The sequence below is a fragment of the Arthrobacter sp. MDT1-49-2 genome, assembly GCF_059090185.1.
The window spans coordinates 56,888-81,254 of the sequence record NZ_JBNHFK010000004.1 but is presented as its reverse complement, the minus strand read 5'-3'; the positions used below and the strand labels follow the sequence as shown (position 1 = coordinate 81,254).

Annotated in this window: 26 protein-coding genes; 21 read left to right on the top strand and 5 right to left on the bottom strand. The window is 67.3% G+C overall.

Translation table 11 applies throughout. The features are described from left to right. Window positions 1-90 precede the first annotated feature (90 nt). Entirely contained in the window at window positions 91-564 is a 474-nt protein-coding gene (gene rbfA, locus AC5RTS_RS07170) for a 30S ribosome-binding factor RbfA (protein WP_493991380.1), read from the top strand. Between the two features lie 55 nt (window positions 565-619). Here the strand turns inward: rbfA and AC5RTS_RS07165 are convergent, their stop codons facing one another. Next, window positions 620-1,789, bottom strand: coding sequence for a pyridoxal phosphate-dependent aminotransferase (locus AC5RTS_RS07165; RefSeq protein ID WP_493991379.1), 1,170 nt, complete (start codon window positions 1,787-1,789; stop codon window positions 620-622). A gap of 72 nt (window positions 1,790-1,861) precedes the next feature. Here AC5RTS_RS07165 and truB point away from each other — a divergent pair, with 72 nt between their 5' ends. The 8 genes from truB (at window position 1,862) to AC5RTS_RS07125 (ending at window position 9,857) form a co-directional block, all read left to right on the top strand. Then, on the top strand, window positions 1,862-2,770 hold the full coding sequence (gene truB / locus AC5RTS_RS07160; RefSeq protein ID WP_493991378.1) for a tRNA pseudouridine(55) synthase TruB: 909 nt from the start codon (window positions 1,862-1,864) through the stop codon (window positions 2,768-2,770). Between the two features lie 2 nt (window positions 2,771-2,772). Continuing rightward, window positions 2,773-3,141, top strand: coding sequence for a hypothetical protein (locus AC5RTS_RS07155; RefSeq protein WP_493991377.1), 369 nt, complete (start codon window positions 2,773-2,775; stop codon window positions 3,139-3,141). Beyond that, window positions 3,138-3,623: a hypothetical protein gene (locus AC5RTS_RS07150; RefSeq protein ID WP_493991376.1), complete on the top strand. Its 486-nt coding sequence runs from the start codon at window positions 3,138-3,140 to the stop codon at window positions 3,621-3,623. The genes AC5RTS_RS07155 and AC5RTS_RS07150 overlap by 4 nt, the downstream gene beginning before the upstream one ends. Before the next feature lie 84 nt (window positions 3,624-3,707). Then, the gene (locus tag AC5RTS_RS07145) at window positions 3,708-4,400 is read left to right on the top strand and encodes a DUF4345 domain-containing protein (protein WP_493991375.1); all 693 of its coding nucleotides are present in this window, start codon (window positions 3,708-3,710) and stop codon (window positions 4,398-4,400) included. A 101-nt stretch (window positions 4,401-4,501) separates the two neighbouring features. Next, entirely contained in the window at window positions 4,502-5,485 is a 984-nt protein-coding gene (locus AC5RTS_RS07140; protein ID WP_493991374.1) for a bifunctional riboflavin kinase/FAD synthetase, read from the top strand. A 134-nt stretch (window positions 5,486-5,619) separates the two neighbouring features. Continuing rightward, window positions 5,620-5,889 carry a 30S ribosomal protein S15 gene (gene rpsO, locus AC5RTS_RS07135; RefSeq protein ID WP_227904415.1) on the top strand — a complete coding sequence of 90 codons (270 nt, stop codon included), beginning with the start codon at window positions 5,620-5,622 and terminating at the stop codon, window positions 5,887-5,889. Between the two features lie 344 nt (window positions 5,890-6,233). After that, window positions 6,234-8,459, top strand: a complete 2,226-nt coding sequence (locus tag AC5RTS_RS07130) for a polyribonucleotide nucleotidyltransferase (RefSeq protein WP_493991373.1) — start codon at window positions 6,234-6,236, stop codon at window positions 8,457-8,459. Next, on the top strand, window positions 8,460-9,857 hold the full coding sequence (locus AC5RTS_RS07125) for a M16 family metallopeptidase (RefSeq protein WP_493991372.1): 1,398 nt from the start codon (window positions 8,460-8,462) through the stop codon (window positions 9,855-9,857). Window positions 9,858-9,866: 9 nt separating this feature from the next. Here the strand turns inward: AC5RTS_RS07125 and AC5RTS_RS07120 are convergent, their stop codons facing one another. Continuing rightward, on the bottom strand, window positions 9,867-10,127 hold the full coding sequence (locus AC5RTS_RS07120) for a MoaD/ThiS family protein (protein ID WP_493991371.1): 261 nt from the start codon (window positions 10,125-10,127) through the stop codon (window positions 9,867-9,869). Continuing rightward, a complete protein-coding gene (gene moaA / locus AC5RTS_RS07115) occupies window positions 10,128-11,264 on the bottom strand; it encodes a GTP 3',8-cyclase MoaA (RefSeq protein WP_493991551.1) in 1,137 nt (378 codons plus the stop codon). A 56-nt stretch (window positions 11,265-11,320) separates the two neighbouring features. Here moaA and modA point away from each other — a divergent pair, with 56 nt between their 5' ends. From modA to AC5RTS_RS07070, 9 genes are all read left to right on the top strand, one after another. After that, window positions 11,321-12,088 (top strand): molybdate ABC transporter substrate-binding protein, encoded by a 768-nt coding sequence (gene modA / locus AC5RTS_RS07110; protein WP_493991370.1) that lies wholly within the window; start codon window positions 11,321-11,323, stop codon window positions 12,086-12,088. After that, window positions 12,088-12,966 (top strand): molybdate ABC transporter permease subunit, encoded by an 879-nt coding sequence (gene modB, locus AC5RTS_RS07105; RefSeq protein WP_493991369.1) that lies wholly within the window; start codon window positions 12,088-12,090, stop codon window positions 12,964-12,966. Before modA ends, modB begins: the two co-directional genes overlap by 1 nt. 106 nt (window positions 12,967-13,072) lie before the next feature. Continuing rightward, entirely contained in the window at window positions 13,073-14,608 is a 1,536-nt protein-coding gene (locus AC5RTS_RS07100; protein WP_493991368.1) for a molybdopterin-dependent oxidoreductase, read from the top strand. A gap of 44 nt (window positions 14,609-14,652) precedes the next feature. Beyond that, entirely contained in the window at window positions 14,653-15,936 is a 1,284-nt protein-coding gene (locus AC5RTS_RS07095; protein ID WP_493991367.1) for a molybdopterin molybdotransferase MoeA, read from the top strand. 144 nt (window positions 15,937-16,080) lie between these two features. Next, complete coding sequence (gene moaC, locus AC5RTS_RS07090) at window positions 16,081-16,506, top strand: cyclic pyranopterin monophosphate synthase MoaC (RefSeq protein ID WP_493991550.1); 426 nt, start codon at window positions 16,081-16,083, stop codon at window positions 16,504-16,506. Next, complete coding sequence (locus tag AC5RTS_RS07085; RefSeq protein WP_493991366.1) at window positions 16,503-17,003, top strand: MogA/MoaB family molybdenum cofactor biosynthesis protein; 501 nt, start codon at window positions 16,503-16,505, stop codon at window positions 17,001-17,003. The genes moaC and AC5RTS_RS07085 overlap by 4 nt, the downstream gene beginning before the upstream one ends. Continuing rightward, entirely contained in the window at window positions 16,993-17,430 is a 438-nt protein-coding gene (locus tag AC5RTS_RS07080) for a molybdenum cofactor biosynthesis protein MoaE (RefSeq protein ID WP_493991365.1), read from the top strand. Before AC5RTS_RS07085 ends, AC5RTS_RS07080 begins: the two co-directional genes overlap by 11 nt. A 20-nt stretch (window positions 17,431-17,450) precedes the next feature. After that, a complete protein-coding gene (gene dapB, locus AC5RTS_RS07075) occupies window positions 17,451-18,209 on the top strand; it encodes a 4-hydroxy-tetrahydrodipicolinate reductase (RefSeq protein ID WP_493991364.1) in 759 nt (252 codons plus the stop codon). A gap of 8 nt (window positions 18,210-18,217) precedes the next feature. Next, window positions 18,218-18,691 (top strand): hypothetical protein, encoded by a 474-nt coding sequence (locus tag AC5RTS_RS07070; protein ID WP_493991363.1) that lies wholly within the window; start codon window positions 18,218-18,220, stop codon window positions 18,689-18,691. Window positions 18,692-18,774: 83 nt separating this feature from the next. On the opposite strand, the gene AC5RTS_RS07065 is transcribed toward AC5RTS_RS07070, so the two are convergent. Then, entirely contained in the window at window positions 18,775-19,977 is a 1,203-nt protein-coding gene (locus AC5RTS_RS07065) for a heparan-alpha-glucosaminide N-acetyltransferase domain-containing protein (RefSeq protein ID WP_493991362.1), read from the bottom strand. 61 nt (window positions 19,978-20,038) lie between these two features. After that, window positions 20,039-20,704: an SDR family NAD(P)-dependent oxidoreductase gene (locus tag AC5RTS_RS07060; RefSeq protein WP_493991361.1), complete on the bottom strand. Its 666-nt coding sequence runs from the start codon at window positions 20,702-20,704 to the stop codon at window positions 20,039-20,041. Window positions 20,705-20,789: 85 nt separating this feature from the next. Here AC5RTS_RS07060 and AC5RTS_RS07055 point away from each other — a divergent pair, with 85 nt between their 5' ends. The 3 genes from AC5RTS_RS07055 to AC5RTS_RS07045 all read left to right on the top strand — a co-directional run bounded on the left by AC5RTS_RS07055 (window position 20,790) and on the right by AC5RTS_RS07045 (window position 24,303). Further along, window positions 20,790-21,599 (top strand): helix-turn-helix transcriptional regulator, encoded by an 810-nt coding sequence (locus AC5RTS_RS07055; protein ID WP_493991360.1) that lies wholly within the window; start codon window positions 20,790-20,792, stop codon window positions 21,597-21,599. Between the two features lie 89 nt (window positions 21,600-21,688). After that, the gene (dapA, locus tag AC5RTS_RS07050; RefSeq protein WP_493991359.1) at window positions 21,689-22,606 is read left to right on the top strand and encodes a 4-hydroxy-tetrahydrodipicolinate synthase; all 918 of its coding nucleotides are present in this window, start codon (window positions 21,689-21,691) and stop codon (window positions 22,604-22,606) included. Between the two features lie 5 nt (window positions 22,607-22,611). Further along, the gene (locus AC5RTS_RS07045) at window positions 22,612-24,303 is read left to right on the top strand and encodes a ribonuclease J (RefSeq protein WP_493991358.1); all 1,692 of its coding nucleotides are present in this window, start codon (window positions 22,612-22,614) and stop codon (window positions 24,301-24,303) included. The last annotated feature ends 64 nt before the right edge of the window (window positions 24,304-24,367 follow it).

Here is a 24,367-nt window from a genome sequence, read left to right as displayed (position 1 = left end):
TCCGCTGGCCTTCGGGGCATACCAGCGCACGACGGCGGCCCTCACCGGCCGCCTTCGTTGCGAACCCACATCTTTATCTAAGGAGAGGTAATGGCAGATCCAGCACGCGCTGCGAAACTCGCTGACCGCATCAAGGTGGTAGTTGCCCAGGCGCTCGAGCGGCGGATCAAGGATCCCCGGCTGGGATTCGTGACCATCACCGATGCCCGGGTTACCAATGACCTGCAGCACGCCACCCTGTACTACACGGTATTCGGGGACGAGGCACAGCAGGCCGACACTAAGGCCGCACTGGAATCCGCCCGCGGAATCCTGCGCGCCGAGGTTGGCAAGAACATCACCGTCCGGCTCACCCCGACCCTGGAATTCGTCGCTGACGAGATCCCGGTGAACGCCAGCCACCTCGAGGAACTGATCCGGGAGGCCAAGAAGCGCGACGAGGAACTCGCAGCGCTGAAGCAGGGTGCCGCCTACGCCGGCGACGCCGATCCCTACCGCAAGGACGAGGACTTCGAGGACGACGATGAAGACTCAGACGCTTCGGTAGATTCCGACGCCAAATAACTGCAAGAGGCGTACCAGAGGGAGCGGTTCCGGAAGGAACCGTTCCCTCCATTGTTTAACCGGCCGCCTCGGCGATCCTGGCCGGTTCCGGCAGGCGGCCGAGCCCGCGGATCAGCTCGCCGCGGTCTCCGCACAGGGCAATGCGGATCCACCCCTCGCCAATGGACCCGAACGCCGTTCCCGGCGCCACCGCCACGCCCTGTTCCGCCAGGAAACGGAAGGTCCACTCCCGCACGTTTCCGCCGCTGGCATGCGAGACATCCGCCCACAGGTAGAAGGCACCTTCAGCCTCCAGGAACCGGATGCCTTTTGCCGCCAGCACGGCGGCCGCGGCATCACGGTTGGCCCGGTAATGGGCGGACGCTTCCTCCACGTAATCCTGCGGACCGGTCAGGGCCGCCAGCGCCGCGTACTGCGAGGGCGAGGCGACACAGGAGACGATGGATTCCATCACGGTGTTCATCACCGGCTCCAGTCCCGCGGGAAGCACCAGGGCGCCGATGCGCAGGCCGGTCAGTCCGTATGTCTTGGACAGCGTCAGCGAGGCGATCACGCGTTCCCCGTCCGCGCCGTCGAACGCCAACGGACTCACATGCGGCACGTCAAAGGTGAACGCTTCATAGCATTCGTCGGAAATGATCCACAGATCATGCCGCCGGGCGAGGGCCACCAGATCCCGCGTCAGCTCGGCACTGAACACTGCCCCCAGGGTATTGGACGGGGAATTGAGCAGAAGCACCCGCGTGCGCGGCGTGAGCAGCGCTTCAATGTCCTCGATGCGCGGCTGGAACCCGAGTTCCGGATAAAGCGGGTATTCCACCGGGACCGCGTGCAGCAGACCGGCAGTCATGGCGAAGGTGGGGTATCCCGGGTTGGGGACCAGGATCTCGTCACCGGCATCCAGCAGCACGCTCATGGCCAGGTGCAGTCCCTGCTGGGCCCCTGCGGTGACAAAGACCCGGCCGGGGTCAATGTCCTGGCCGATGCCGTCACCTGTACGCCGGGCGAAGGCCTGCCGAAGCGGCGCAATGCCGGCATTGGGGGTGTAGCCCGTTTCGTCACGGTCCAGCGTGGCCCGCGCCGCATCCAGGATGTGGACCGGGGTAGGGAAGCCGGGTTCGCCGATACTCAGGACAATGGAGTCCGGCCGGGCCCACGCCGCCTGGGTGATCTCCCGGATCTGGTTCGCCGGGACGCTTCGGACATGGGGTGCAAGCTGTGCCATAGTCGAATGCTATCGCTGCGGCCCGGGCGGGCGTGCCCCGGAGGCAGCGCGCCGCAACATATACTGAAAGGCGTGAATTCAGGGCAGGTCCGTTCAGGACTGATTATTGTGGACAAGCCGCAGGGATGGACGAGCCACGATGTGGTCGGACGCCTGCGGAGGCTCGCCGGTACGCGGAAGGTCGGGCACGCCGGCACCCTGGACCCGATGGCCACCGGAGTGCTGGTGGTCGGGATCAACAAGGCCACCCGCCTGCTCACCTATATTGTGGGCACCTCCAAGACCTATGAAGCCACCATCCGGCTGGGCCAGTCCACGGTGACCGATGACGCCGAGGGCGATGTGACCGCCGAAACCATCGCCGCAGCAGTGACCGATGAGGATATCCGGGCTGCTGTACTGACCCTGACCGGCGAGATCCAGCAGGTGCCCAGCAGCGTCAGTGCCATCAAGGTCAACGGGGAACGCTCCTACGCCAAGGTGCGTGCCGGCGGCGAGGTGAACCTGCCGGCCAGGCCGGTGACCATCTCCCGGTTCGAGATCCATGACATCCGCCGGGAGAACGGCGGCAAGCTGCGCGACGTCGACGTGACGGTGGAATGTTCCTCCGGCACTTATATCCGTGCCCTGGCGCGGGACCTGGGCGCCCACCTGGGCGTTGGCGGGCACCTGACGGCGCTGCGGCGCACCCAGGTGGGTCCGTTCGGCATCGATGCCGCCTCCACGCTGGACCAGCTGGCCGAAGAGCTTCGCGTCACGGACCTCGACGACGCCGCGGCGGACCTCTTCCCGGTCCGTCACCTTACCGCCGCCGAGGCGGATGACCTCTCCCACGGCCGCCGGATCAGCGCCACCGGAAGCGACGTGAGCGCCCCGGTTGCCGCAATGGACCCGCAGGGCCACGTGGTGGGCCTGCTCGAAGATAAGGGTGAACAAGCCAAGGCACTGCTGGTGTTCGCTCCCGGGAACGAGAAGGCGTAGCCGTGGATCCGCTTTTTATTATTGGTTCGCTGGTCTGCCTGGTGTCGGTGGTGCTGTGCCTCGGGGCGGCCATCCTGAAGCAGGGACCGAATGACCTGACGATCCTCTCGGCAGCCGCGGTGGAACTGTTACTGCTGGTCTACGGCGTCGTGTCGCTGGTCCGGCTTGCGGGCGGGCAGGGCATTGCCGGGGAACCCTGGGAGTTCTGGGGCTACCTTTTGACCGCCATGGTCATTCCGGTCGGTGCGGTCTGGTGGTCACTGATGGACCGCAGCCGCTGGAGCAACATTGTGCTCTCGGCCGTGGGCCTCACCGTTTTTGTCATGCTGTTCCGCATGGAGCAGATCTGGGATGGAGTAAACCAGCTATGAACCGTAAAACCGGGGCAAACCGTATCACCGGCGCCAACCGCGGCAGCGCCGCCGGAAAAGCCGGCAACGGCGATTCAGCGGCCCCCGCAGCACGCAACGCCGGGCCGGGACGCCTGCTGGTAGCCGTGTACGCGATTTTCGCCCTGGCGGCCACCGCTCGGGCAGCCTTCCAGATCGCCACCAAATTCGACCATGCCCCCTTGGCCTACCTGCTTTCCGCCTTCGCGGCGGTGGTCTACATTGTCGCCACCGTGGGCCTGGCCCGCTCCGGCCCCACCGCCTACAAGGTGTCAGTAGCAGCCGTGGGGGTGGAGATGGCCGGTGTGCTCGCCGTCGGCTTCCTGGGTCTGCTCGATCCCGGCGCCCTGCCCGATGACACGGTATGGTCCGGGTTCGGCAGCGGGTACGGCTATGTGCCGCTGGTGCTTCCGGCGATTGGTCTCTGGTGGCTCTACCGGCACCGGGGCGACGCCCGGCAGTAGAAATAAGCATGCTTACCTGATTGGCGCGGCGGCGTGAGACGATGGCAGGAACAAGCAGCAGTGCCGATTTCGTCAGGGGAAGCCATGAGCAACGCAGCGCCAACGCCCGGAGAAACACCGGGCCGCCAGACCCCGCAGGCCGGCGGCAGGGGAGCAGAACGGCCGCCGTCCCGGGACGCGGCATCCGCAGGCACCCGCCCGCCGGAAGCGGACGCCGGAGGAACCGCCGGGCAGGGGTCCGCGTCCGCCGGCCGGACCACGGGCGGCAAGACACCCGGCCGCACCAAAGCACCCAAGCCCTACAAAACCAGTGATGACTGGGGTGTGTTCCGCGCCGTGGTCATCGGCGTCGGGGTGCTGGTGGCCGGTTTCGGCCTCTACAACCTGATCACCGGAACAGCGGGACTGCCGGACGGCAGCGGGGGAGAGGTCAACCCGACCCTGGAGAGCCAATTCCGGTTCTTCTCCGCCATGATGGTGGGTGTAGGCGCGGCCTTTGTCGCCATTGCCGTGAAGTTCCAGTGGGCCAACATGCTCTGGCTGGTCTGTCTGATGGTCTTCCTGGGCGGCATCGGCCGGGTGCTCTCCTGGGCCTTCTCCGGCACGCCCCACTTCACCTTCATTGTGCTGATGATCGTCGAACTCGCCTTCCCGCCGGCCCTGCTGGTCTGGCACCGTTTCATTGCCAAGACGAGCGAACTGCGCCGTGAATACAGCGGGCAGGGAAATGCGGATGCCGGGGGAGCCGAGCCCGGAACCGGAAGCGGTGCCCGCTGACCGGGATTGATCGGACATAATGGATAGGTCCCGGCGCGGCCAACGCCCCGGAGGCTGAACCGGCCGTTCGACCGGCACTGGAAAATTCTGAAGGAGCCTGCGTGTACTACTGGAATGACCTGGCGGAGGTACCGGCCGGCATTGGTCCGACAGTAATCACCATCGGAAACTTCGACGGCGTGCACCTGGGCCACCAGCATGTCCTGGCCCGGCTCGTGAAGGCCGCCCGCGAGCAGGACGCCGCGGCGGTAGCCATTTCCTTTGACCCGCATCCCGCCCAGGTCCACCGCCCCGAGAGTGCCCCGGAACTGATCATGGGCACCGTGGACCGTGTCCAGGCGCTGGCGGACACCGGCCTGGACGGGCTGCTGATGATGCATTACACCCTGGACCTGGCAGCCCTCACCGCGGAGGAATTCGTGCGGAAGGTGCTCGTGAACGTCCTGCACGTCAAAACGGTGGTTATCGGCCACGATGTCCGGTTCGGCCGGGGCAACGCCGGAGACCTGGAGACCATGCGCGAACTCGGCCGGGAACTGGGCTTCGGCGTGGAGGCCGTGGATGACTTCGGCGCCCTGCCGGACGGGCCGGCGTCCGGACGGCGCTGCTCTTCCACCTGGATCCGCGAAGCCCTCCGCGAAGGGGATGTCAGGACCGCCGCCCGCCTGCTGGGCCGCACCCACCGGATGCGCGGCGAAGTGGTCCACGGCGCGGCACGCGGCCGGGAACTGGGCTTCCCCACAGCCAACCTCGCGACCGATGCCTCCGGGCTGATCCCGGCTGACGGTATTTACGCCGGCTGGCTGGTGGACGAGTCCGGAGCACGCTGGCCCGCTGCCGTGTCCGTCGGTTCCAATCCGACGTTTGAAGGCGTGAGCCGGCAGGTGGAGGCGCACGTCATTGACCGCCCGGCAGAGCAGGTCGAGGACTTTGACCTCTACGGCCAGCATGTGGTGGTGGAATTCGTGGACCGGCTGCGCGGCATGGTGGCCTACACCGGACCGGAGGCCCTGGTGGAGCAGATGCGCCTGGACGTGGAACGCACCCGGGAAGTCCTTTCGACAGAAAGCGGCATGGCCGGGTAAACTGGATTCAAATTCGGCTGCGGTCCGTGGCGGCTGAATTTCTTTGTGTCTTGAGGACGTACGTCCTTGGAACGCGAAGATTCCCGGCAGCGAAGTGCTGACTCGGGCCTCACGGCACAACTCTAGGAGTTACATTGGCACTCGATCCCGCCGTCAAGCAGGAAATCATTCGGGAGTTCGCTCGGGCTGAAGGGGACACCGGTTCCCCCGAGGTTCAGGTTGCTGTGCTGTCACGGCGCATCCTCGACCTGACCGAGCACCTGAAGACCCACAAGCATGACCACCACACCCGCCGCGGCCTGATGGCCATGGTTGGTCGCCGTCGTCGTATGCTGACCTACCTGCGCGAGACCGACATCGCCCGCTACCGTGCGCTCATCGAGCGCCTCGGCCTGCGTCGATAGTCTTTGTGGAAGGCGGCACCTGTGCATCCGCACGGGGAGCCGCCTTTTGCGCAGGCAGGCATGGACACCGGGAAAACCGGAAGCGCACCTGTCTGAATCGCGAACGGTCCCTGCAGTAAAGCTGCGGGGACCCGCAAAGAAATAAAGCGAAGTACAGCAAAACACCACAGGAGTCAGCCAGCATCGCAGCATTCGCGGTCCTCGGTAGTGGTCTCCGGGAGATATCAGCCCGTGGACCTCGATCGAAGACCGGGTGTTGAACGTACGGCCCATGCCGTGCGGAAGGAAGTTTTGAAACGGTGCTGGGTGCCTCCGCCCACAGAAGAAACGGAGGTGGCTCTCATATGGAGGGTCCCGAAATTCAGTTCTCAGAAGCCGTCATTGACAACGGCAAATACGGCAAGCGCGTCATCCGGTTCGAAACCGGCCGCCTTGCCCAGCAGGCAGCCGGCGCGGCCATGGTCTACATTGACGAAGACACCGCCCTGCTCTCGGCCACGTCCGCCGGCAAGTCCCCGCGTGAAGGTTTCGACTTCTTCCCGCTGACCGTGGACGTCGAGGAGCGTATGTACGCTGCCGGCCGCATCCCGGGCTCGTTCTTCCGCCGCGAAGGCCGTCCGTCCACCGAAGCCATCCTGGCCTGCCGCCTGATGGACCGCCCGCTGCGCCCCGCCTTCGTCAAGGGCCTGCGCAACGAGGTCCAGGTTGTCGTGACCGTGCTGGCGATCAACCCCGACGTGCTCTACGACGTCGTCGCGATCAACGCTTCCTCCATGTCCACCCAGCTGAGCGGCCTGCCGTTCTCCGGCCCGATCGGCGGCGTCCGCGTTGCCCTGGTCGACGGCCAGTGGGTTGCCTTCCCGAAGCACTCCGAACTGGAGCGCGCAGTCTTCTCCATGGTGGTTGCCGGCCGCATTGCCGGTGACGACGTCGCCATCATGATGGTCGAGGCCGAAGCCACCGACAACGCCTGGAACCTCATCAAGGACGAGGGCGCCACCGCCCCGACCGAAGAGATCGTTGCCGAGGGCCTGGAAGCGGCAAAGCCGTTCATCAAGGTCCTGTGCGACGCCCAGTCGGACCTGGCAGCACGCGCCGCCAAGCCCACCGTCGAGTTCCCGATCTTCCTGGATTACCAGGATGACGTGTACGAGGCCGTTGAAGCCGCAGCCGCTGACAAGCTGGCCCAGGTCTTCTCCATCGCCGACAAGCAGGAGCGCGACGCCGCCGCCGATGTCCTCAAGGACGAAGTCAAGGCTGAGCTGTCCGAGAAGTTCGAAGGCCGCGAAGGCGAAATCTCCGCTGCCTTCCGTTCCGTCACCAAGCAGGTTGTGCGCCAGCGCATCCTCAAGGAGCAGGTACGCATCGACGGCCGCGGCCTGACGGACATCCGCCAGCTGACCGCCGAGGTTGAGGTTCTGCCCCGCGTGCACGGCTCGGCCATCTTCGAGCGCGGCGAAACCCAGATCCTGGGCGTCACCACGCTGAACATGCTGAAGATGGAACAGCAGATCGATTCGCTGTCCCCGGTAACGCGCAAGCGCTACATGCACAACTACAACTTCCCGCCGTACTCCACCGGTGAGACCGGCCGCGTGGGTTCGCCCAAGCGCCGCGAAATCGGCCACGGTGCCCTCGCCGAGCGCGCCCTGGTTCCGGTGCTGCCCTCGCGTGAAGAATTCCCGTACGCCATCCGCCAGGTCTCCGAAGCCCTGAGCTCCAACGGCTCCACCTCCATGGGTTCGGTCTGCGCCTCGACGCTGTCCATGCTCAACGCAGGTGTGCCGCTGCGCGCTCCGGTTGCCGGTATCGCCATGGGCCTGGTCTCCGACCAGGTTGACGGCGAAACCCGTTACGCCGCGCTGACCGATATCCTCGGCGCCGAAGATGCCTTCGGCGACATGGACTTCAAGGTTGCCGGTACCTCCGAGTTCGTCACGGCCATCCAGCTGGACACCAAGCTCGACGGCATCCCCGCTTCCGTGCTGGCAGCAGCACTGAAGCAGGCCCGCGAAGCACGCCTGCACATCCTGGATGTTATGCAGGCTGCCATCGACGCTCCGGACGAACTCTCCGAGTTCGCTCCGCGCATCATCTCGGTGAAGATCCCCGTGGACAAGATCGGCGAAGTCATCGGCCCGAAGGGCAAGATGATCAACCAGATCCAGGAGGACACCGGCGCTGACATCTCCATCGAAGATGACGGCACCGTCCTCATCGGCGCAACCGACGGCGGATCCGCCGAGGCTGCCCGCTCGGCGATCAACGCGATCGCCAACCCGCAGGTCCCCGAGATCGGCGAGCGTTACCTCGGCACGGTAGTCAAGACCACCACGTTCGGTGCCTTCGTCTCCCTGACCCCGGGCAAGGACGGCCTGCTGCACATCTCCGAGCTGCGTAAGCTCGCCGGCGGCAAGCGCGTGGACAACGTCGACGACGTCGTCTCCGTGGGCCAGAAGGTACAGGTGGAAATCACCAAGATCGATGACCGCGGAAAGCTTTCGCTCTCCCCGGTCGTTGCCGAGGACGCCGAAGGCGCCGAGGCAGCAGAAACCGAGTCTGCAGAGTAAATGCCGGACTTTTCCGATGGAAACCGTCCCGTGACCCCTTCTTCGAAGGAGCACGGGACGGTTGTCCAGCTTCCGCTGACCACCCTGCCCTCCGACCCGACTCTGGTAGTCGGCACGCCGGGAGGCGCCGTTGTGCGCCGATCCGTGCTGCCCGGCGGCGTCCGGGTCCTGACGGAGGAAATGCCGGGCCAGCGCAGCACGGCCATCGGATTCTGGGTTGGTGTCGGCTCGCGGGATGAAGCCGCGGGCCGGCACGGCTCCACACACTTCCTTGAACACCTGCTGTTCAAGGGCACCACCCGCCGTTCGGCGATGGATATCGCCTCGGCATTTGACGAGGTGGGCGGCGAGTCCAATGCCGCCACTGCCAAGGAAAGCACCTGCTACTACGCACGCGTGCTGGACACCGATCTGCCCATGGCCATCGACGTTATTACCGACATGGTCACCTCCGCCGTCCTGGATCCGGAAGAACTGGAACAGGAACGCGACGTCATTCTTGAAGAGATCGCCATGGACAATGACGACCCGGCTGATCTCTGCCACGAAAAATTCTCCGAAGCCGTGCTGGGGGACCACCCCCTGGGCCGTCCCATCGGCGGCACCCCGGAAGCGATCCGCAGCGTGTCCCGCGAGGCCGTCCTGGACCACTACCGGCGCTACTACCGTCCCGACGAGCTGGTCATCACCGCCGCCGGGGGCTTGGACCATGACCAGGTCTGCGACCTCGTCCTGGCTGCCCTGCGCACCGCCGGGTGGGAACTGGACCCCGCCGCCACTCCGTCGCCGCGCCGCAACACCGAACCGGCGCAGATCTCCGGTACCGCGGGCGTGCACGTGTTCAACCGGCCGGTGGAGCAGGCCAACATTGTGATGGGCTGCCCGTCCCTGACGGCCACCGATGACCGCCGCTTCGCCATGAGCGTGCTCAACACCATCCTGGGCGGAGGCATGTCCTCGCGCCTGTTCCAGGAAATCCGGGAGAAGCGCGGCCTGGTGTACTCCACCTATTCCTTCTCGGCTTCCTACGCCGACGCCGGCTATTTCGGCATGTACGCCGGCTGCTCGCCGGCCAAGACCCGCCAGGTCATCGACCTGCTCGGGAGTGAACTCGAGCGTCTGGCCGCCGACGGCGTGGAACCTGCCGAGCTTGCGAAGGCTCTGGGCCAGATCTCCGGCGGCATGGTGCTGGGTCTGGAGGACTCCGGCTCACGGATGTCCCGTCTCGGCCGCGCCGAACTGGTGAGCGGGGAGTTCATCGACATTGATGAGTCGCTGCGCCGGATCCAGTCCGTGACGGCTGAACAGGTTCAGGCGCTGGCCGCTGAGCTGGCTGCCGCGCCCCGGACCATCACCGTGGTGGGCCCGTTCGAATCCGCGGCGGAACTCGGTTACTAGCCGGGCGTCCTAGCCGCCGGCGAAGGGCGGGAGGACGTCCACTACGTCCTCCGGGCCGAGCAGGCGTGAGCGGTCCCGTGCCGCCACCTCATTGACCAAAAAGGTGCTGCGCCCTATGACGGTTGCCAGGACAGGCGTCCCCTCCGGTGCATCCGGGTGTGCCGCCGCCAGTTTCTCCAGCAGTTCGCCGAGCTGCAGCGGTCCTTCATTGAAGGTTTCTTCTTCTATGCCGGCTGCTGCCTTCGCAGCGCCGAAGTATCTGATCAGCACCTAGCCGCCTATCGCGCTCATGGTTCGTTCCGGTTGTACATAATCCGCGTCCCCGAGCCCGGCGTGGCCCATGCCGTGGGCCTTGGGCTTGCCCCACATTGCCTCCTGCCAGCGGCGCACCACGGCGTCATCATCCACGCCGCTGCGCAGCAGCGCCAGCAGGTCAGTTTCCTCGTGGGAGAAGAGGCAGCTGCGGACCTTGCCTTCGGCGGTAATCCGGGTGCGCACACACTCGGCGCAGAACGGTTCGGTGACGGAGGCAATAATACCCACGGTCCCGACTACGGTGGCCGGGTCCGCGTGCCGGCGGACCTCCCAGCGCCGGGCCGGTGCACCGTTGCGTTCCCGGGGATCCGGGGTCAGGACAAAGTCGCGTTCCAGCAGGGACCGCATCTCGGCGGCGGTGATCATTCCGTCCCGTGTCCAGCCATGGTCCGCGTCGAGCGGCATCTGCTCGATAAAACGCAGTTCGAAGCCGTGGCTGACGGCCCATTCCAGCAGGTCCGGCGCCTCGGCGTCGTTGATTCCGCGCATCAGGACGGCGTTGATTTTTACCAGCCCCAGCCCCACCCGGGCCGCTTCCTCCACACCGCGAAGCACCCGGTCCAGGAACGGGCGGCGGGTGAGCTGGGCAAAGGTATCCGGATGCAGCGAGTCGAGGGAAACATTGATGCGGGTCAGGCCCGCGTCCTTGAGTGCCTGCGCCTTTTTGTCCAGCCCCAGTCCGTTGGTGGTCAGGGAAACCGGCAGGTCCGGATGGTTGGCGCGGATCCCGGCCACAATCTCCACCAGATCGGCACGCACCAGGGGTTCGCCGCCGGTCAGGCGCAGCTCGCGCACCCCCAGCCGGTCCACACCGATACGCACCAGGCGAATAATCTCATCGCGGGAGAGGACCTTGTCCCGGGCGAGCCAGTCCAGGCCTTCGGCCGGCATGCAGTACGTGCAGCGCAGGTTGCATTTATCCGTCAGGGACAGGCGCATATCGGTGGCGCGCCGCCCGTAACGGTCCAGCAGCCCGTCCGCGGCGGAGAGCACAGGGGATGCTCCCTGCGCGGAGGCAGGCGCGCTGTCTGGTGTACTGGTTTCTGCGGGATGGGATCCCGCAGGCAGGCGGGAAGGTCCGACGGCAGGCATTCCCAGCTGTATTCCCATCCCTCGAGGTTACGCCCTTTCACAGTTAGGCTCTATAAATGCGCTTTGTCATCCGGCCCCGCCGGACCATGGCCGCGTGCGCCGCGCTGATGCTCGCTTCCACGGTCGCCGCCTGTGCGGGGGGCCACTCCGAAGAGGGGACTGGCGGGATCACGGTCTTTGCCGCGTCCTCGCTCACCGATGTGGTGGAGGCCTTTGATGCCGCTTACGACGGCGGCGGCCGGCTCCGCATCAACGTGGGCTCCAGCAGCCAACTCGTGGCACAGATCCAGTCCGGTGCGCGTGCCGACGTCATTATTACCGCGGACACCGAAGCTCTGGACCCGGTGCGCCCGGAGCTGTCCAGGGAATCGGTTTTAGCCGCCAATCAGCTCGTCCTGGCCCTCGCGCCGGGCAACCCCGCCGGCATAGCAGTGTTACGGGATGTGTCGGCGGACGGAGTCCGGACGGCGCTGTGCGCCCCGGCGGTTCCCTGCGGCCGGGCCGCGGACCACGTGCTCGAAACCGCGAATCTGCAGCTCGCCGGACCGAGCCTTGAGGACAGCGTGCGTTCGGTGCTCACCAAGGTGTCCACCGGGCAGGCGGATGCCGGGTTTGTTTACCGCACCGATGCGCTGGCCGCGGCGGACTCCGGTGTCACCTATCTCCCTCTTCCCGATGCCGCACCGAATCTGTATCCGGCCGCCCTGACATCCGCTGGCGCCGGCAATGATGCCGCGGCGGGCTTCTATGAATGGCTGAGGGGTCCTGAAGCGGCGGCCATCCTCGACGAGGCCGGGTTTATGCCCGCCGGGGACGGTGCCTGATGTCCCTGAAGCCGTTGCGGGACGAAGCGGTCCGCAAAAGCATGCCCGCACGTACGGTCACCGGGAAGGGTGCCCCGCTCACCCGGGAGGCACGCGCCACCACCCCGGGCTGGCTATGGATTCCCGCCGGAATCGCACTGTTGCTGTGCGCCGGTCCCGTCGCGGCGCTTCTGCTCAACGTGCCGTGGACCTCGCTGCCCGAGCTGCTGGAATCCGGGGCGGCACGTACCGCACTGGGACTTTCGCTTGCCACGTCGCTGTGCTCCACGCTGATCTGTGTGCTGCTGGGGCTGCCGCTGGCCGTCCTGTTCAGCAAGCTGCAGGGGCCCTGGATCCAGCTAATGCGGGGAGGGCTGCTCATCCCGCTGGTCCTCTCCCCGGTGGTCTCGGGCATCGCACTGCTCTACTTCTGGGGGCGTCAGGGGATCGCCGGGAAACTGCTGGGCTCAGCCGGCGTGGATGTCGGCTATTCGCCGGCCGCCGTCGTTATTGTCCAGGTGTTCGTCTCGCTGCCGTTCTTTGTCGTGGCGTCCCTGAACAGCCTCTCGGCCGTGGACAAGGATATTGAGATGGCCGCGGCCACCTCCGGAGCCGGACCCACCACCATCCTCCGGCACATCACCCTGCCGCTGGCACTGCCCGGCATCGTAGCCGGGGCACTGCTGGCCTTCGCCCGGTCCTTGGGTGAATACGGCGCCACCATCACCTTTGCCGGCAGCATCGAGGGACGCACCCGGACGCTGCCCCTGCAGATAGAACTGAGCCTGAACTCCAACCAGCCGCAGGCGGCACTGGGCATCTGCCTGATGCTGATTGCCCTGTACCTGCTGGTGCTTCTGCTCGCACGGCTGGGCACCGGACGGCTGCTGCCGCGATGACATTAACCGCGATGACACTAGCCGCGATGACACTAACAACGCCGCAGAAGCCGTGCCGCTCCGGAAACACTCCGGGCACGCCGGTACACAAAGGAATGGAACAGCCATGACCCGGACGCCGCGGCATATACGGGGATGGGCCATGGCATCCGGGCTGGTGGCCGCAGCGGTGGGCGTGGCCGGCGGAGAGCTGGCAGCGATCCTGAGCCCGTCCCTCTCACCGGTCTCCGCCGTCGGCTCTACAGTGATCGACGCCGTTCCCGGCCCCGTGAAGGATGCTGCGATCGCCCTGTTCGGCACGGCCGACAAAGCGGCGCTGCTGACGGGCATGGCCCTGATTATTGCCGTGGCAGCCGTCGCCGCGGGATGGCTGGAGCTTCGCCGCCCGCCGGCCGGGTCGCTGATCCTCGGGGCCTTCGGCGCTGCCGGGCTGGCCGCCGTACTCACCCGGCCGCAGGGCGGGATCCTGGCGGTGCTTCCCCCGGTCGCGGCCGGCGTCCTCGCCGTCCTCATCCTGCGGGCCCTCACCGCGCGCGTCCGTCGCCTGGCGGACGCACGGACCCCCGACGCCGTCGGTACCGCACGCCGTGCCGTTCTTGCCGCAGTGGGCGGGGGAGCGGCAGTGGCCCTGCTCGGCACGGCGCTTTCAGCCGTGGCACGGGGCGGCCAGGCCGGGGTGCTCGCCCTGCGCGACGCCGTGCGGCTGCCGGTGCCGGCCCGCGCCGCAGCGCCTGTCCCGGCCGGTGCCGAACTCGCCGTGCAGGGGCTTCCGCCGCTGGTGACGCCGGCCGCGGACTTCTACCGCATTGACACTGCCCTCAGCGTCCCGGTCATCGATCCGGGGCAGTGGCGGCTGCGGGTCACGGGAATGGTGGACCGCGAGGTGGAGCTGACGTTCGCGGACCTGCTGGCCAAGCCGCTGCAGGAAAGCTACGTCACCCTGGCCTGTGTCTCCAATGAAGTGGGCGGCAACCTGATTGGCAACGCCCGGTGGCTGGGCTGGCCCGTCCGCGAGCTCCTGGCGCAGGCGGGCATCCGGCCGGGCGCGGACATGGTCCTGTCCACCAGCAGGGACGGGTGGAGCGCCTCCACGCCGTTGGAAGCACTGACCGATAACCGGGACGCCCTGCTTGCCGTGGGAATGAACGGGAACCCGCTCCCGCTGGAGCACGGTTTCCCGGTCCGTCTGGTGGTCCCGGGACTCTACGGCTACGTCTCCGCCACCAAATGGGTCACCGAGCTGCGTGTGACCCGCTTTGCCGAGGAAACGGCGTACTGGACGGAGCGCGGCTGGGGCGAGCGCGGTCCGGTCAAGCTCTCCTCGCGCATCGACGTCCCCGGACGGAGCCCGGTGTCCGCCGGCACCGTCACCGTCGCCGGGGTGGCCTGGGCGCAACACACCGGTATCAGCGCCGTGCAGGTCCGCGTGGATGACGGCGAGTGGCAGGATGCGCAGCTGGCACCGGGCATCTCAGCGGATACCTGGCGGCAGTACTCACTGCCGGTGGAGCTGACCCCGGGAGGACATGATCTGACTGTCCGGGCCGTGGACGCCAACGGCAACAGGCAGGCGGAGGAAAAACGCCCTGTGCTGCCCGACGGCGCCACCGGACTGCATACACTTCGGGTGACTGTACGGTGAAACATAAAACCGTCCGGCCGCGCACCGCATCAGCAAGGAGCACCATGTCCGCACAACCCGGCCCGCAGACCGTTGCGGGCCACCAAAAGGCCGTAGCGGAGCTGCTGCGGCACTGGTTCGAGGAGCACCCGCCGGCGGCTGAAACGGTGCCCCTGACGGAGGCCGCAGGCCGGGTCCTGTCTGCCGATGTGCACGCGCCGGGGAACCTGCCGCCGTTCACCAACTCCCAGATGGACGGATACGCGGTGCGCTCCGCAGACCTGGCCGGGCCCGGCGGGCACCAGCCCGCCGCGGCAGACGGGCCGGCGGGCCCTGCACCCCGGATCCGCCTGGCTACAGCCGCGCATATTCCGGCCGGCAGCGCCCCGGCCCCGCTGCAGCCCGGGACGGCCGCACCCGTGATGACCGGGGCCATGCTGCCCGAGGGAGCGGACGCCGTCGTCCCCATTGAAGCCTGCGATCCCGATTATTTCCTGCCGTCGGGAACCGGGGGCAGCGTGCAGCTTCCCGCAGGCGTCCCGGCGGGACGGTTTGTCCGCCGGGCCGGCAGCGACATTGCCGCGGGAGCCCTGGCCCTGGCCGGCGGGACCCTTCTCGGTCCGCTGCAGCTGGGCCTGCTCGCCGGTCTGGGGCTGGACCGCGTTGGCGTCCGCCCCCGGGTCAGGGTGCTGCTGCTGACCACCGGTGACGAAGTCCGCGAACCGGGCCAACCGCTGGGCCCGGGGCAGATCCATGACGCGAACACCACCCTGCTCCGCTCCTCGCTGGAAGCCGCCGGTGCCCGCGTGCTTCGCTCGCGGATCCTGGCCGACTCGCCGGCGGAGTTCATTGAACGGCTGCGGGCGGACATCACCGCGGAGGCACCCGACCTCGTGCTGAGCTCGGGCGGGATCAGCAAGGGAGCCTACGAGGTGGTGCGCCAGGCGCTGGCAGCTGCCGACGTTCAGTTCCTGTCCGTGGCGATGCAACCGGGCGGGCCGCAGGGGATCGGCACCGTGGACGGGGTGCCCTTCCTCGCTTTCCCCGGCAACCCGGTCAGCTCCCTGGTGTCCTTTGAAATGTTTCTGCGCCCGGCCCTCGGAGCCGTCACGGGTGCGCCCCGGCCGCGGGCCCAGGTAACCGCACGGCTGGCAGAACCGCTGCAGAGCCCGGCCGGGAAGCAGCAGATCCGCCGCGGCAGGTACACGGACGGTTCGGTGGTGCCGGTAGGCGGCCCGGGATCGCACCTGATCCACGCCCTGGCCTCATCCAATGCCCTCATCTCGGTTCCCGTTGGCACCGAAAACCTCCCCGAAGACGCGGAAGTGACAGTATTGCTTTTGGACTAGATCGCTTCCGGACTAGCAGCCGAACCGCCCCAGGGCGCCCCCATCCGGGTGCCGTGCACTGAAAGGACGCCCCCCGTGAGCGCCGACTCGAAGAACCTCCAGCCCGCCGGATTGACCCATGTCCGCGATGACGGCTCCGCGCACATGGTGGATGTCTCCGGCAAGGCCGAGACCACGCGGGAGGCCACGGCACAGGCCGTGCTGGTGACCACTGCCGAAGTCCTCCGGCTGATTGCCGAGGGCGGCCTGCCCAAGGGTGATGCCCTCGCCGTCGCCAGGGTGGCCGGGATCATGGCAGCGAAGCAGACCTCAAGCATCATTCCGCTCTGCCACCCGCTGCCGCTGACCAAGGTGACGGTGGATTTCACTCCGCGGGAGCAGGACGTGCTGGTGCAGGCCACGGTCAAGACCAAGGGGCTTACCGGCGTCGAAATGGAGGCCCTTACCGCTGCCTCGGTGGCCGCCCTGACCCTGTACGACATGATCAAGGCGGTGGACAAGCACGCCCGGATCACCGACACCATGGTGCTGGCCAAGTCCGGCGGCAAGAGCGGAGACTGGACGCTGTGAACACCCCCGCAACCCCGGCTCCGCGCCGTACCGCCGCCGTCCTGATTGCCTCCACCCGGGCTGCGGCCGGCGTCTACGAAGACGAATGCGGCCCGCTGATCGCCGACTGGCTGTACGCCCTGGACTATGACCTGGTGCTGGCCGAAGTGGTGCCCGACGGCGAGGAGATCGCCGCGTCCCTGCGGCGGATCCTGGCACTGGCCCCGTCGGTCCTGTTGACCAGCGGAGGCACCGGCCTGAGCCCCGACGACGTCACGCCGGATCTGACCGAGCCGCTGCTGGACCGGCAGCTGCCCGGGGTCATGGAAGCCATCCGAGCCAAGGGACTGGCTTCCACGCCCATGGCAGCGATCAGCCGCGGATACGCCGGAACCGCCGGAAGCACCTTCATTGTGAACCTGCCCGGGTCCCCTTCCGCCGTCGCGGACGGGCTTGCCGTGCTGGAACCGATCATCGGCCACATCTGCGGCCAGCTGGAAGGCAAACGTGAACACTAGCGAAGTCCTGCGGGCCACAGTCTCCGACGAACCCCTGAGCACCGCCGACGCAGAACGCCAGGCCTGGTCACCCGAATGCGGTGCCGTAGTGCTCTTCAGCGGCATTGTCCGTAACCACGACGACGGCAAAACGGTCACCTCCCTCGGCTACAGCGCGCACCCCACGGCCGCCGCTGTGCTCGCACAGGTGGCGGAGGAGATCGCTGCGGCGTACGACGGCGTGCGCATCTGGGTGGGGCACCGCACCGGCGCCCTCGACATCGGTGACGCCGCCCTCGTCGCCGCCGTCGCCTCCGCACACCGCGGCACCGCGTTCGCCGCCTGTTCGGCCCTCGTGGACGCGGTCAAGGCGAATGTGCCCATCTGGAAGGAGCAGGGCTTCACCGACGGCAGCACCGAGTGGGTGGGCGTCAGCGACCGGCCGTGAGCACCGGTAATCTTGAGCCTATGAAGGAAAAACTTGCCGTAGCCGTGCTCGGCGCCTCGGGCCGGATGGGCTCCGAAGCCGTGGCCGCCGTCGAGGCAGCAGAAGACATGGAGCTCGTGGCAGCCCTGGGCCGGACTGATCCGCTGGAAACGCTGGTCTCCGCGGGCGCGCGCTACATTGTGGACCTGACCGTGCCGGACAGCACCGAAGCCAACGTGCAGTTCGCCGTCGAACATGGAATCCACGCCGTGGTGGGCACTACCGGGTGGGACGCCGACAGGCTGTCCCGGCTGGAAACCCTGCTGCAGGCCTCCCCGGGAACCGGTGTGCTCATCGCCCCGAACTTCGCCCTCGGGTCGGTGCTGGCCTCCGCTTTCGCAGCGAAGGCCGCACGCTACTTCGAATCAGTGGAACTGATCGAGCTGCACCACCCGGACAAGGTGGACGCGCCGTCGGGCACCGCGGTACGCACCGCCTCACTGATCGCGCAGGCACGCGAAGAGGCAGGGCTGGCACCGTCCCCGGACGCCACCACCAAGGCCCTTCCCGGTGCCCGCGGCGCCGAGGTGGACGGTGTCCATGTGCACTCGGTCCGCCTGCGCGGGCTCGTGGCCCACCAGGAAGTACTCCTGGGCGGTCCCGGCGAGCAGCTCACCATCCGGCATGATTCCTTTGACCGGGCCTCCTTTATGCCCGGCGTGCTGCTGGGACTGCGGCAGGTGGCAGATCATCCCGGACTGACCGTCGGACTTGACGGCTACCTCAACCTGAACGACTAAGGAACACGTTGTCTTTCTTCTCCGGCCTTTTTTCCAACCGCGCCAAACTTGGCGTGGCCCTGGTGACCCTGCTGCTGCTTTTCTACCTGGTGGTCTCGGCGCAGCGCGGCTGGCTGCTGCTGACCTCCCCGGAAATCCCGGCCAAACTCATGGGTGCCGCCTACCTCGTATTGCCGGTGGTAGGCGCGTGGGCCCTCATCCGTGAACTGACCTTCGGCGCCCGGACGGAGAAGATGGCCTCCATCCTGGCCGAGGAGGGCAGGCTCCCGGTGGATGACCTGCCCCGGACTCCGGGCGGAAGGATTGTGCGCGCCGCTGCCGACGCGCAGTTCCCGCAGTACAAGGCCGAAACGGAAGCAGCCCCGGCGGACTGGCGCAGCTGGTTCCGGCTTTCCTGCGCGTATGACGCCGCGGGGGACCGGACCCGGGCGCGGCGTGCCATGCGGCAGGCCGGGAAATTGTTCGGCGCCAAGGGCAACTGACCCGCTCCGGATCCTTTCCGCAGTTCGCCGGCCTGCAGCTCGCAGGCTCGGCTCGCGGCTGCTGTACAGCCGGTGGGGAGGGTTCAGCGTTTGCGTGCCGCGGTGCCCGCCCCTGCTTTGCCACGGGCCAGCCGGGACGCGCCGGAGGTTAGGAATTCCAGCGGTCCGCGCGCCTCGATGCGCTGGAACAGGATGGCCAGCACCACGTAGAACGTGGCCTGGATCCAGAACACCGGCATCGGTTCGAGCGGCGGAACCTGCTGGTCCACCACGCTCATGACCCACACATGCAGGCTGTAGAGCGTCAGCGTCATGGCGCCGGCCGCGGAGAGCGGCAGCAGCAGGTTCGGACGTGCCCGGGTGAGCAGCAGGCAGGCCCCCAGTACCGCGGCCGCGGTGCCGCCGGCGTGCAGCATGTCCAGGCTCGTATTGGAGTGCGGTCCGGCCAGCGCCAGCCACCACCAGGAGCCGGTCTGTTCCACCGGGCTGAGATTCACTTCCAGCATGCGGGCCAGCGGCCACCGCTGACCGGACCCGGTTGCCTCCAGGGCGTCGAACCCGCCGAGTGAGCCCAGCAGGTAATAGGAGAGGAATTTCGAGGTGACCGCGGCGAAAATGCCGCCTGCGAGCAGCCCCACCTGTACCGGCAGGTTGGTCAGCGCCAAACGGCCGATGACCAGGCCCAGCAGGATGTAGCTCAGCCATTGAAGGACGGGGTAGAAACCGGTCACAAACACATCCGCGGCCAAGGTTGCCGGGGAGAGGAACGCATCCCAGGTGATGTTTCCATCGATCTCCGCGGGCGAGAGATTCTCCAGCAGCCAGCCGCGCAGCACGTAGGCGAGCACGGGGGAGGCGAGCAACCATGCCCCCGCCCACACGGCCAGGCGCCGCAGCGGCATCCCGACGAAGGGCAGCGCCAGCAGGAACAGCACCGCGTAGTGGAAGAGGATGACGGCGATGTTGGTCTCCAACCCGCCCAGGGCCAGGCCGATGAGGGCAATGATCAGTGCCCGGACCGCGATTCCGCGGCGGTCCCGGTTCACCGCCTTCCCTTCGTGCGGTTGACTGCCGCCCGTCAGCAGCGCCAGCCCGACCCCGGCCACCACCGCGAACAGGGCCGAGGACCGGCCTGAGAAGACCAGGCCCGTGAACGTGCCGTAGCCGGTTTCCTGGTTGTACAGCGGCAGGGTGTGGGTGGCGATCATTCCCAGCAGGGCTATCCCGCGGGCAGCATCGATGCCGGTGAGGCGGCGTTGGGTCATGGACAGAATCGTCTCACGCATCGCACCGCTCCCGCGGTGCGGCCTCTGCCGGTCCGGTGCCGGCTTGGGTTGATTCCCGGCGCTACGCCAGGACTGTCACAGCCGGGCCGGGCGCGCGGTGCGCCGCCCAGAGGGCCTGTGCCACGTCGTCGGGCCCGTGCCTGAGCCCGGGACCTACGGGTCCGGATATCACCACCTGGGCCACGCGGATCCCGGCCGGTGTGAGCCGGCGGTGGAGCAGGTCCACGAACGCCGTCTCTGCTGCCGTGGTGACGGCGCTGGCCGCACGCTCCGGTGAGGGGTGCACCGCACCGCTGCCGGTGGTGAAGAGCAGGCTGCCCCTGCCCCGTTCCAGCATGCCGGGCACCACTTCGCGTACCGCGGTGGCGGCGCCGCCCACGTTGAGCGCAAGGGATGTCAGGAACTCCTCTGCCCCGGTCTCCAATACCGGGCGGATCAGGTCCAGGTCCGGCAGCGGGGAGAAGCACATGACCTCAACGGGACCGGCCCGCGCAATCAGCAGCTTCAGGGCCAGCTGCAGTGCTGCGGGATCGGAAGCATCCGCCGCCTCCCAATGAACCGTTGTGCCCTCCACCTGCAGCGTCTGCGCCAGACTGCGCAGGTGCTCCGCAGAGCGGGCCACCAGGGCAACCGCGGCTCCCGGAGCAGTGAACCGCCGTGCAGTCGACAGCCCGATTCCGGGCCCGGCACCGATGATCATTAGCGTTTTGTGCAGCTCGTTGCCCATGGTTTTATGCTGGCGCGCCGTCGGCGGCCTGGGAACGCCCTACCTTTCCCGGGTGCGCGGCACCCACCCTCGCTACACTGCTGCTGTGCCCTCGCCGCTGGGAGAATTCCTTATCCTCCGCCGTTCCCGCCTCCAGCCCGCCGATGTGGGGTTGACCGGCAACGGCCGGCGCCGCGTGCCCGGCCTGCGCCGGGAGGAGGTCGCCCAGTTGGCGGATGTAAGCGTTGACTACTACATGCGCCTGGAACAGGGCCGCGAAACCTCGCCGTCGCCCCAGGTTGCCGCAGCCATCGGGACCGCCCTGCAACTGGATGAACACGCGCTGCCCCACCTGTACCGCCTGGCCGGGCTGACTCCGCCGCGCACCATCCCAACCGCCGCCGCCGTGGACCCCCAGCTGGCGGCGTTCCTGAACGAAGGGCCGGAGCACCCCGCCATGGTGCTGGGCCAGGCTTTTGATGTCCTCGCGGCCAACCCGCTGGCCGAAGCCCTGTTCCTGGGCTTCGGCCCCACCCGCAACCTGCTGGAATCCGTGTTCCTGGACCCCGCCGCGGCCGTGCTGTACCGGGACTGGGACACAGTGGCGGCCAGCATGGTGGCCAGCTTCCGGCTGTTGGACGCCGCCCAGCCCCGGGAGTCCCGGATTGCCGAGGTCCGCTCAAATCTGCTGGCCGCCGACCCCCGGTTCGCGGCGCTTTGGACCGGCGCCGAGATGCGTGGGAGCCGCCTGACCAGCAAGCGCTTCCGCCATCCGCTGGCCGGGGACCTGGACCTGCACCTGCAGGCTTTTGACGTCCGGTCCGCGCCGGGACAGGAACTGGTGGTGTACCGGGCTGAACCGGGATCGCCGTCGAGTGCCGCACTGAGGGCGCTGCAGGCACCCCGACGTCCGTGAGAGCACCTCACCGGGTCACCTGACTGCGCCAACATCCGGACCACGGGGGCGTTGTCCCTTTGCACTGCGTTGCGGGTAACGTTTTACCCATGGATTCACTAAACCGCATGCTTCCCTTCGGCACCCTTGTCACCGCTATGGTGACCCCGTTTACCGAGGACGGCGCGGTGGACTTTGACGCCACCGCCTACCTGGCGAACAAACTCGTCGAAGACGGCTGCGACGGCCTGGTGGTGTCCGGCACCACCGGTGAAACCTCCACCCTGGAGGACAGCGAAAAGGAAGATCTGTTCCGGGTGGTAGCCGAAACCGTGGGTGGACGGGCTAAGGTCATTGCCGGCACCGGAACCAACCACACCTCGCACTCGGTGGAGATGGCACGCCGCGCCGAGCGCGCAGGCGCCGACGGACAGCTCGTTGTGACTCCGTATTACAACAAGCCCACCCAGGCCGGAGTCCTGGCCCACTTCGACGCCGTGACCGCAGCCACGGACCTGCCGGTCATGATCTACGACATTCCCGGCCGCGCCGGCATCGCGCTGAGCACCGCCACCCTCATCCGGCTCGCGGATAACCCCAAAATCCTCGCCCTGAAGGACGCCAAGGCTGACTTTGCGGGAATCACCCGTGTGCTGGCCAACACCACACTGGATGTTTACGCCGGGGATGACGGGCTGACCCTGCCGTGGATGGCGGCAGGTGCCGTGGGCGTGGTGAGCGTCTCGGCACACATCGCCACGGCACAGTTCCGTGCGCTGGTGGACGCGGCGGCAGCGGGCGACTTCGCCACCGCCCGCCGGATCCATTTCGAACTTGATCCGCTGATCCGCGCCGTGATGACGCATATCCCCGGCGCCGTCTCCGCCAAGCAGATCCTCGCCCTGCAGAAGGTCATCCCCAACGCGGCCGTCCGCCTGCCGCTGGTGGCACCGGACGCCGTCGAAATGGAGGCCGTCTACACCGACCTCGCCGAAGCCGGCATGGATTTCTCCCGGATCGGAGCGTAGCGGACATGAGCGTCACGCCGGGCAGCGCGCTGCTCACCCCGCCGGCTCTGGAACCGGGAACCCTGCGGATTGTCGCCCTGGGCGGACTGGGGGAGATCGGCCGGAACATGGCCGTGTTCGAGATTGACGGCAAACTGCTGATCGTTGACTGCGGGGTGCTCTTCCCGGAGGAAACCCAGCCCGGCGTTGACCTCATCCTTCCGGATTTCTCCTACATCGAGGACCGGCTGGAGGACGTGGTCGGTGTTGTGCTCACCCACGGCCACGAGGACCACATCGGGGCCGTGCCGTACCTGCTGCGGCTGAAGAACGACATTCCGCTGATCGGGTCGCAGCTGACCCTGGCCCTGGTGGAAGCCAAGCTCCAGGAACACCGCATCAAGCCCTTCACCCTGACCGTGAAGGAAGGGCAGGTGGAACACCTCGGCCCGTTCGAATGCGAATTCGTGGCCGTCAACCACTCCATCCCCGACGCCCTGGCCGTGTTCATCCGCACCGAAGCCGGCACCGTGCTGCACACCGGCGACTTCAAGATGGACCAGCTGCCGCTGGACGGCCGGATCACCGACCTGCGCGCCTTCGCCCGGCTGGGTGAGGAAGGCGTGGACCTGTTCATGGCGGACTCCACCAATGCCGACGTCCCCGGCTTCACCACCGCCGAACGCGAAATCGGCCCTGTGCTGAACGAACTCTTCGGCAAAGTCAGCAAGCGGATCATCGTTGCCTCCTTCTCCTCCCACATCCACCGAGTGCAGCAGGTCCTCGACGCCGCTGCCGCCCACGGACGCTACGTGTGCTTCGTGGGCCGTTCCATGGTGCGGAACATGGCCATCGCCGAGAAGCTGGGGTACCTGAACGTGCCCGAGGGCATTCTGGTGGACCTGAAAAACGTGGACGAGCTGCCCGACGACAAGGTGGTGCTGATGTCCACCGGATCGCAGGGCGAGCCCATGGCCGCCCTGTCCAGGATGGCCAACGGCGACCACCGGATCAGCATCGGGAAGGGGGATACCGTCATCCTCGCCTCATCCCTGATTCCGGGTAACGAGAACGCTGTTTTCCGCGTGATCAACGGACTGATGCGCCTGGGCGCCGATGTCGTGCACAAGGGCAACGCGAAGATCCACGTTTCCGGCCACGCTGCTGCGGGGGAACTGCTCTACTGCTACAACATCCTGCGGCCGAAGAACGCCATGCCGGTGCACGGGGAAACCCGGCACCTGATTGCCAACGGACGGCTGGCCGCTGCCACCGGCGTCCCGGAACAGAACATCATCCTGGCCGACGACGGCACTGTCGTGGACCTGCGCGAGGGCAAGGCCCGCGTGGTCGGCGAGGTCGAATGCGGATTCGTCTACGTGGACGGCTCCAGCGTGGGAGCCATCACCGATACGGATTTGAAGGACCGGCGGATCCTCAGCGAGGAAGGCTTCATCTCCATCATCTCCGTGGTGAACCGCAGCACCGGGACCATCGTCTCCGGGCCCGAGATCCATGCCCGCGGTTTCGCGGAAGGAGACGCGGTCTTCGACGAGATCATCCCCAAGATCAGCGTGGCCCTGGAGGAGGCGGTTCGGTCCAACACCGACCACACCACCTATCAGCTCCAGCAGGTGGTCCGGCGCGTGGTCGGCACCTGGGTCAACCGCCGGCTGCGGCGCCGGCCGATGATTGTGCCGGTAGTCGTCGAAGCCTGATCCGGTACCTGCCGACCTGGGCGGATACGGCGGAGAATGCCCGCAAAAGTGCCGCCCGACCGCG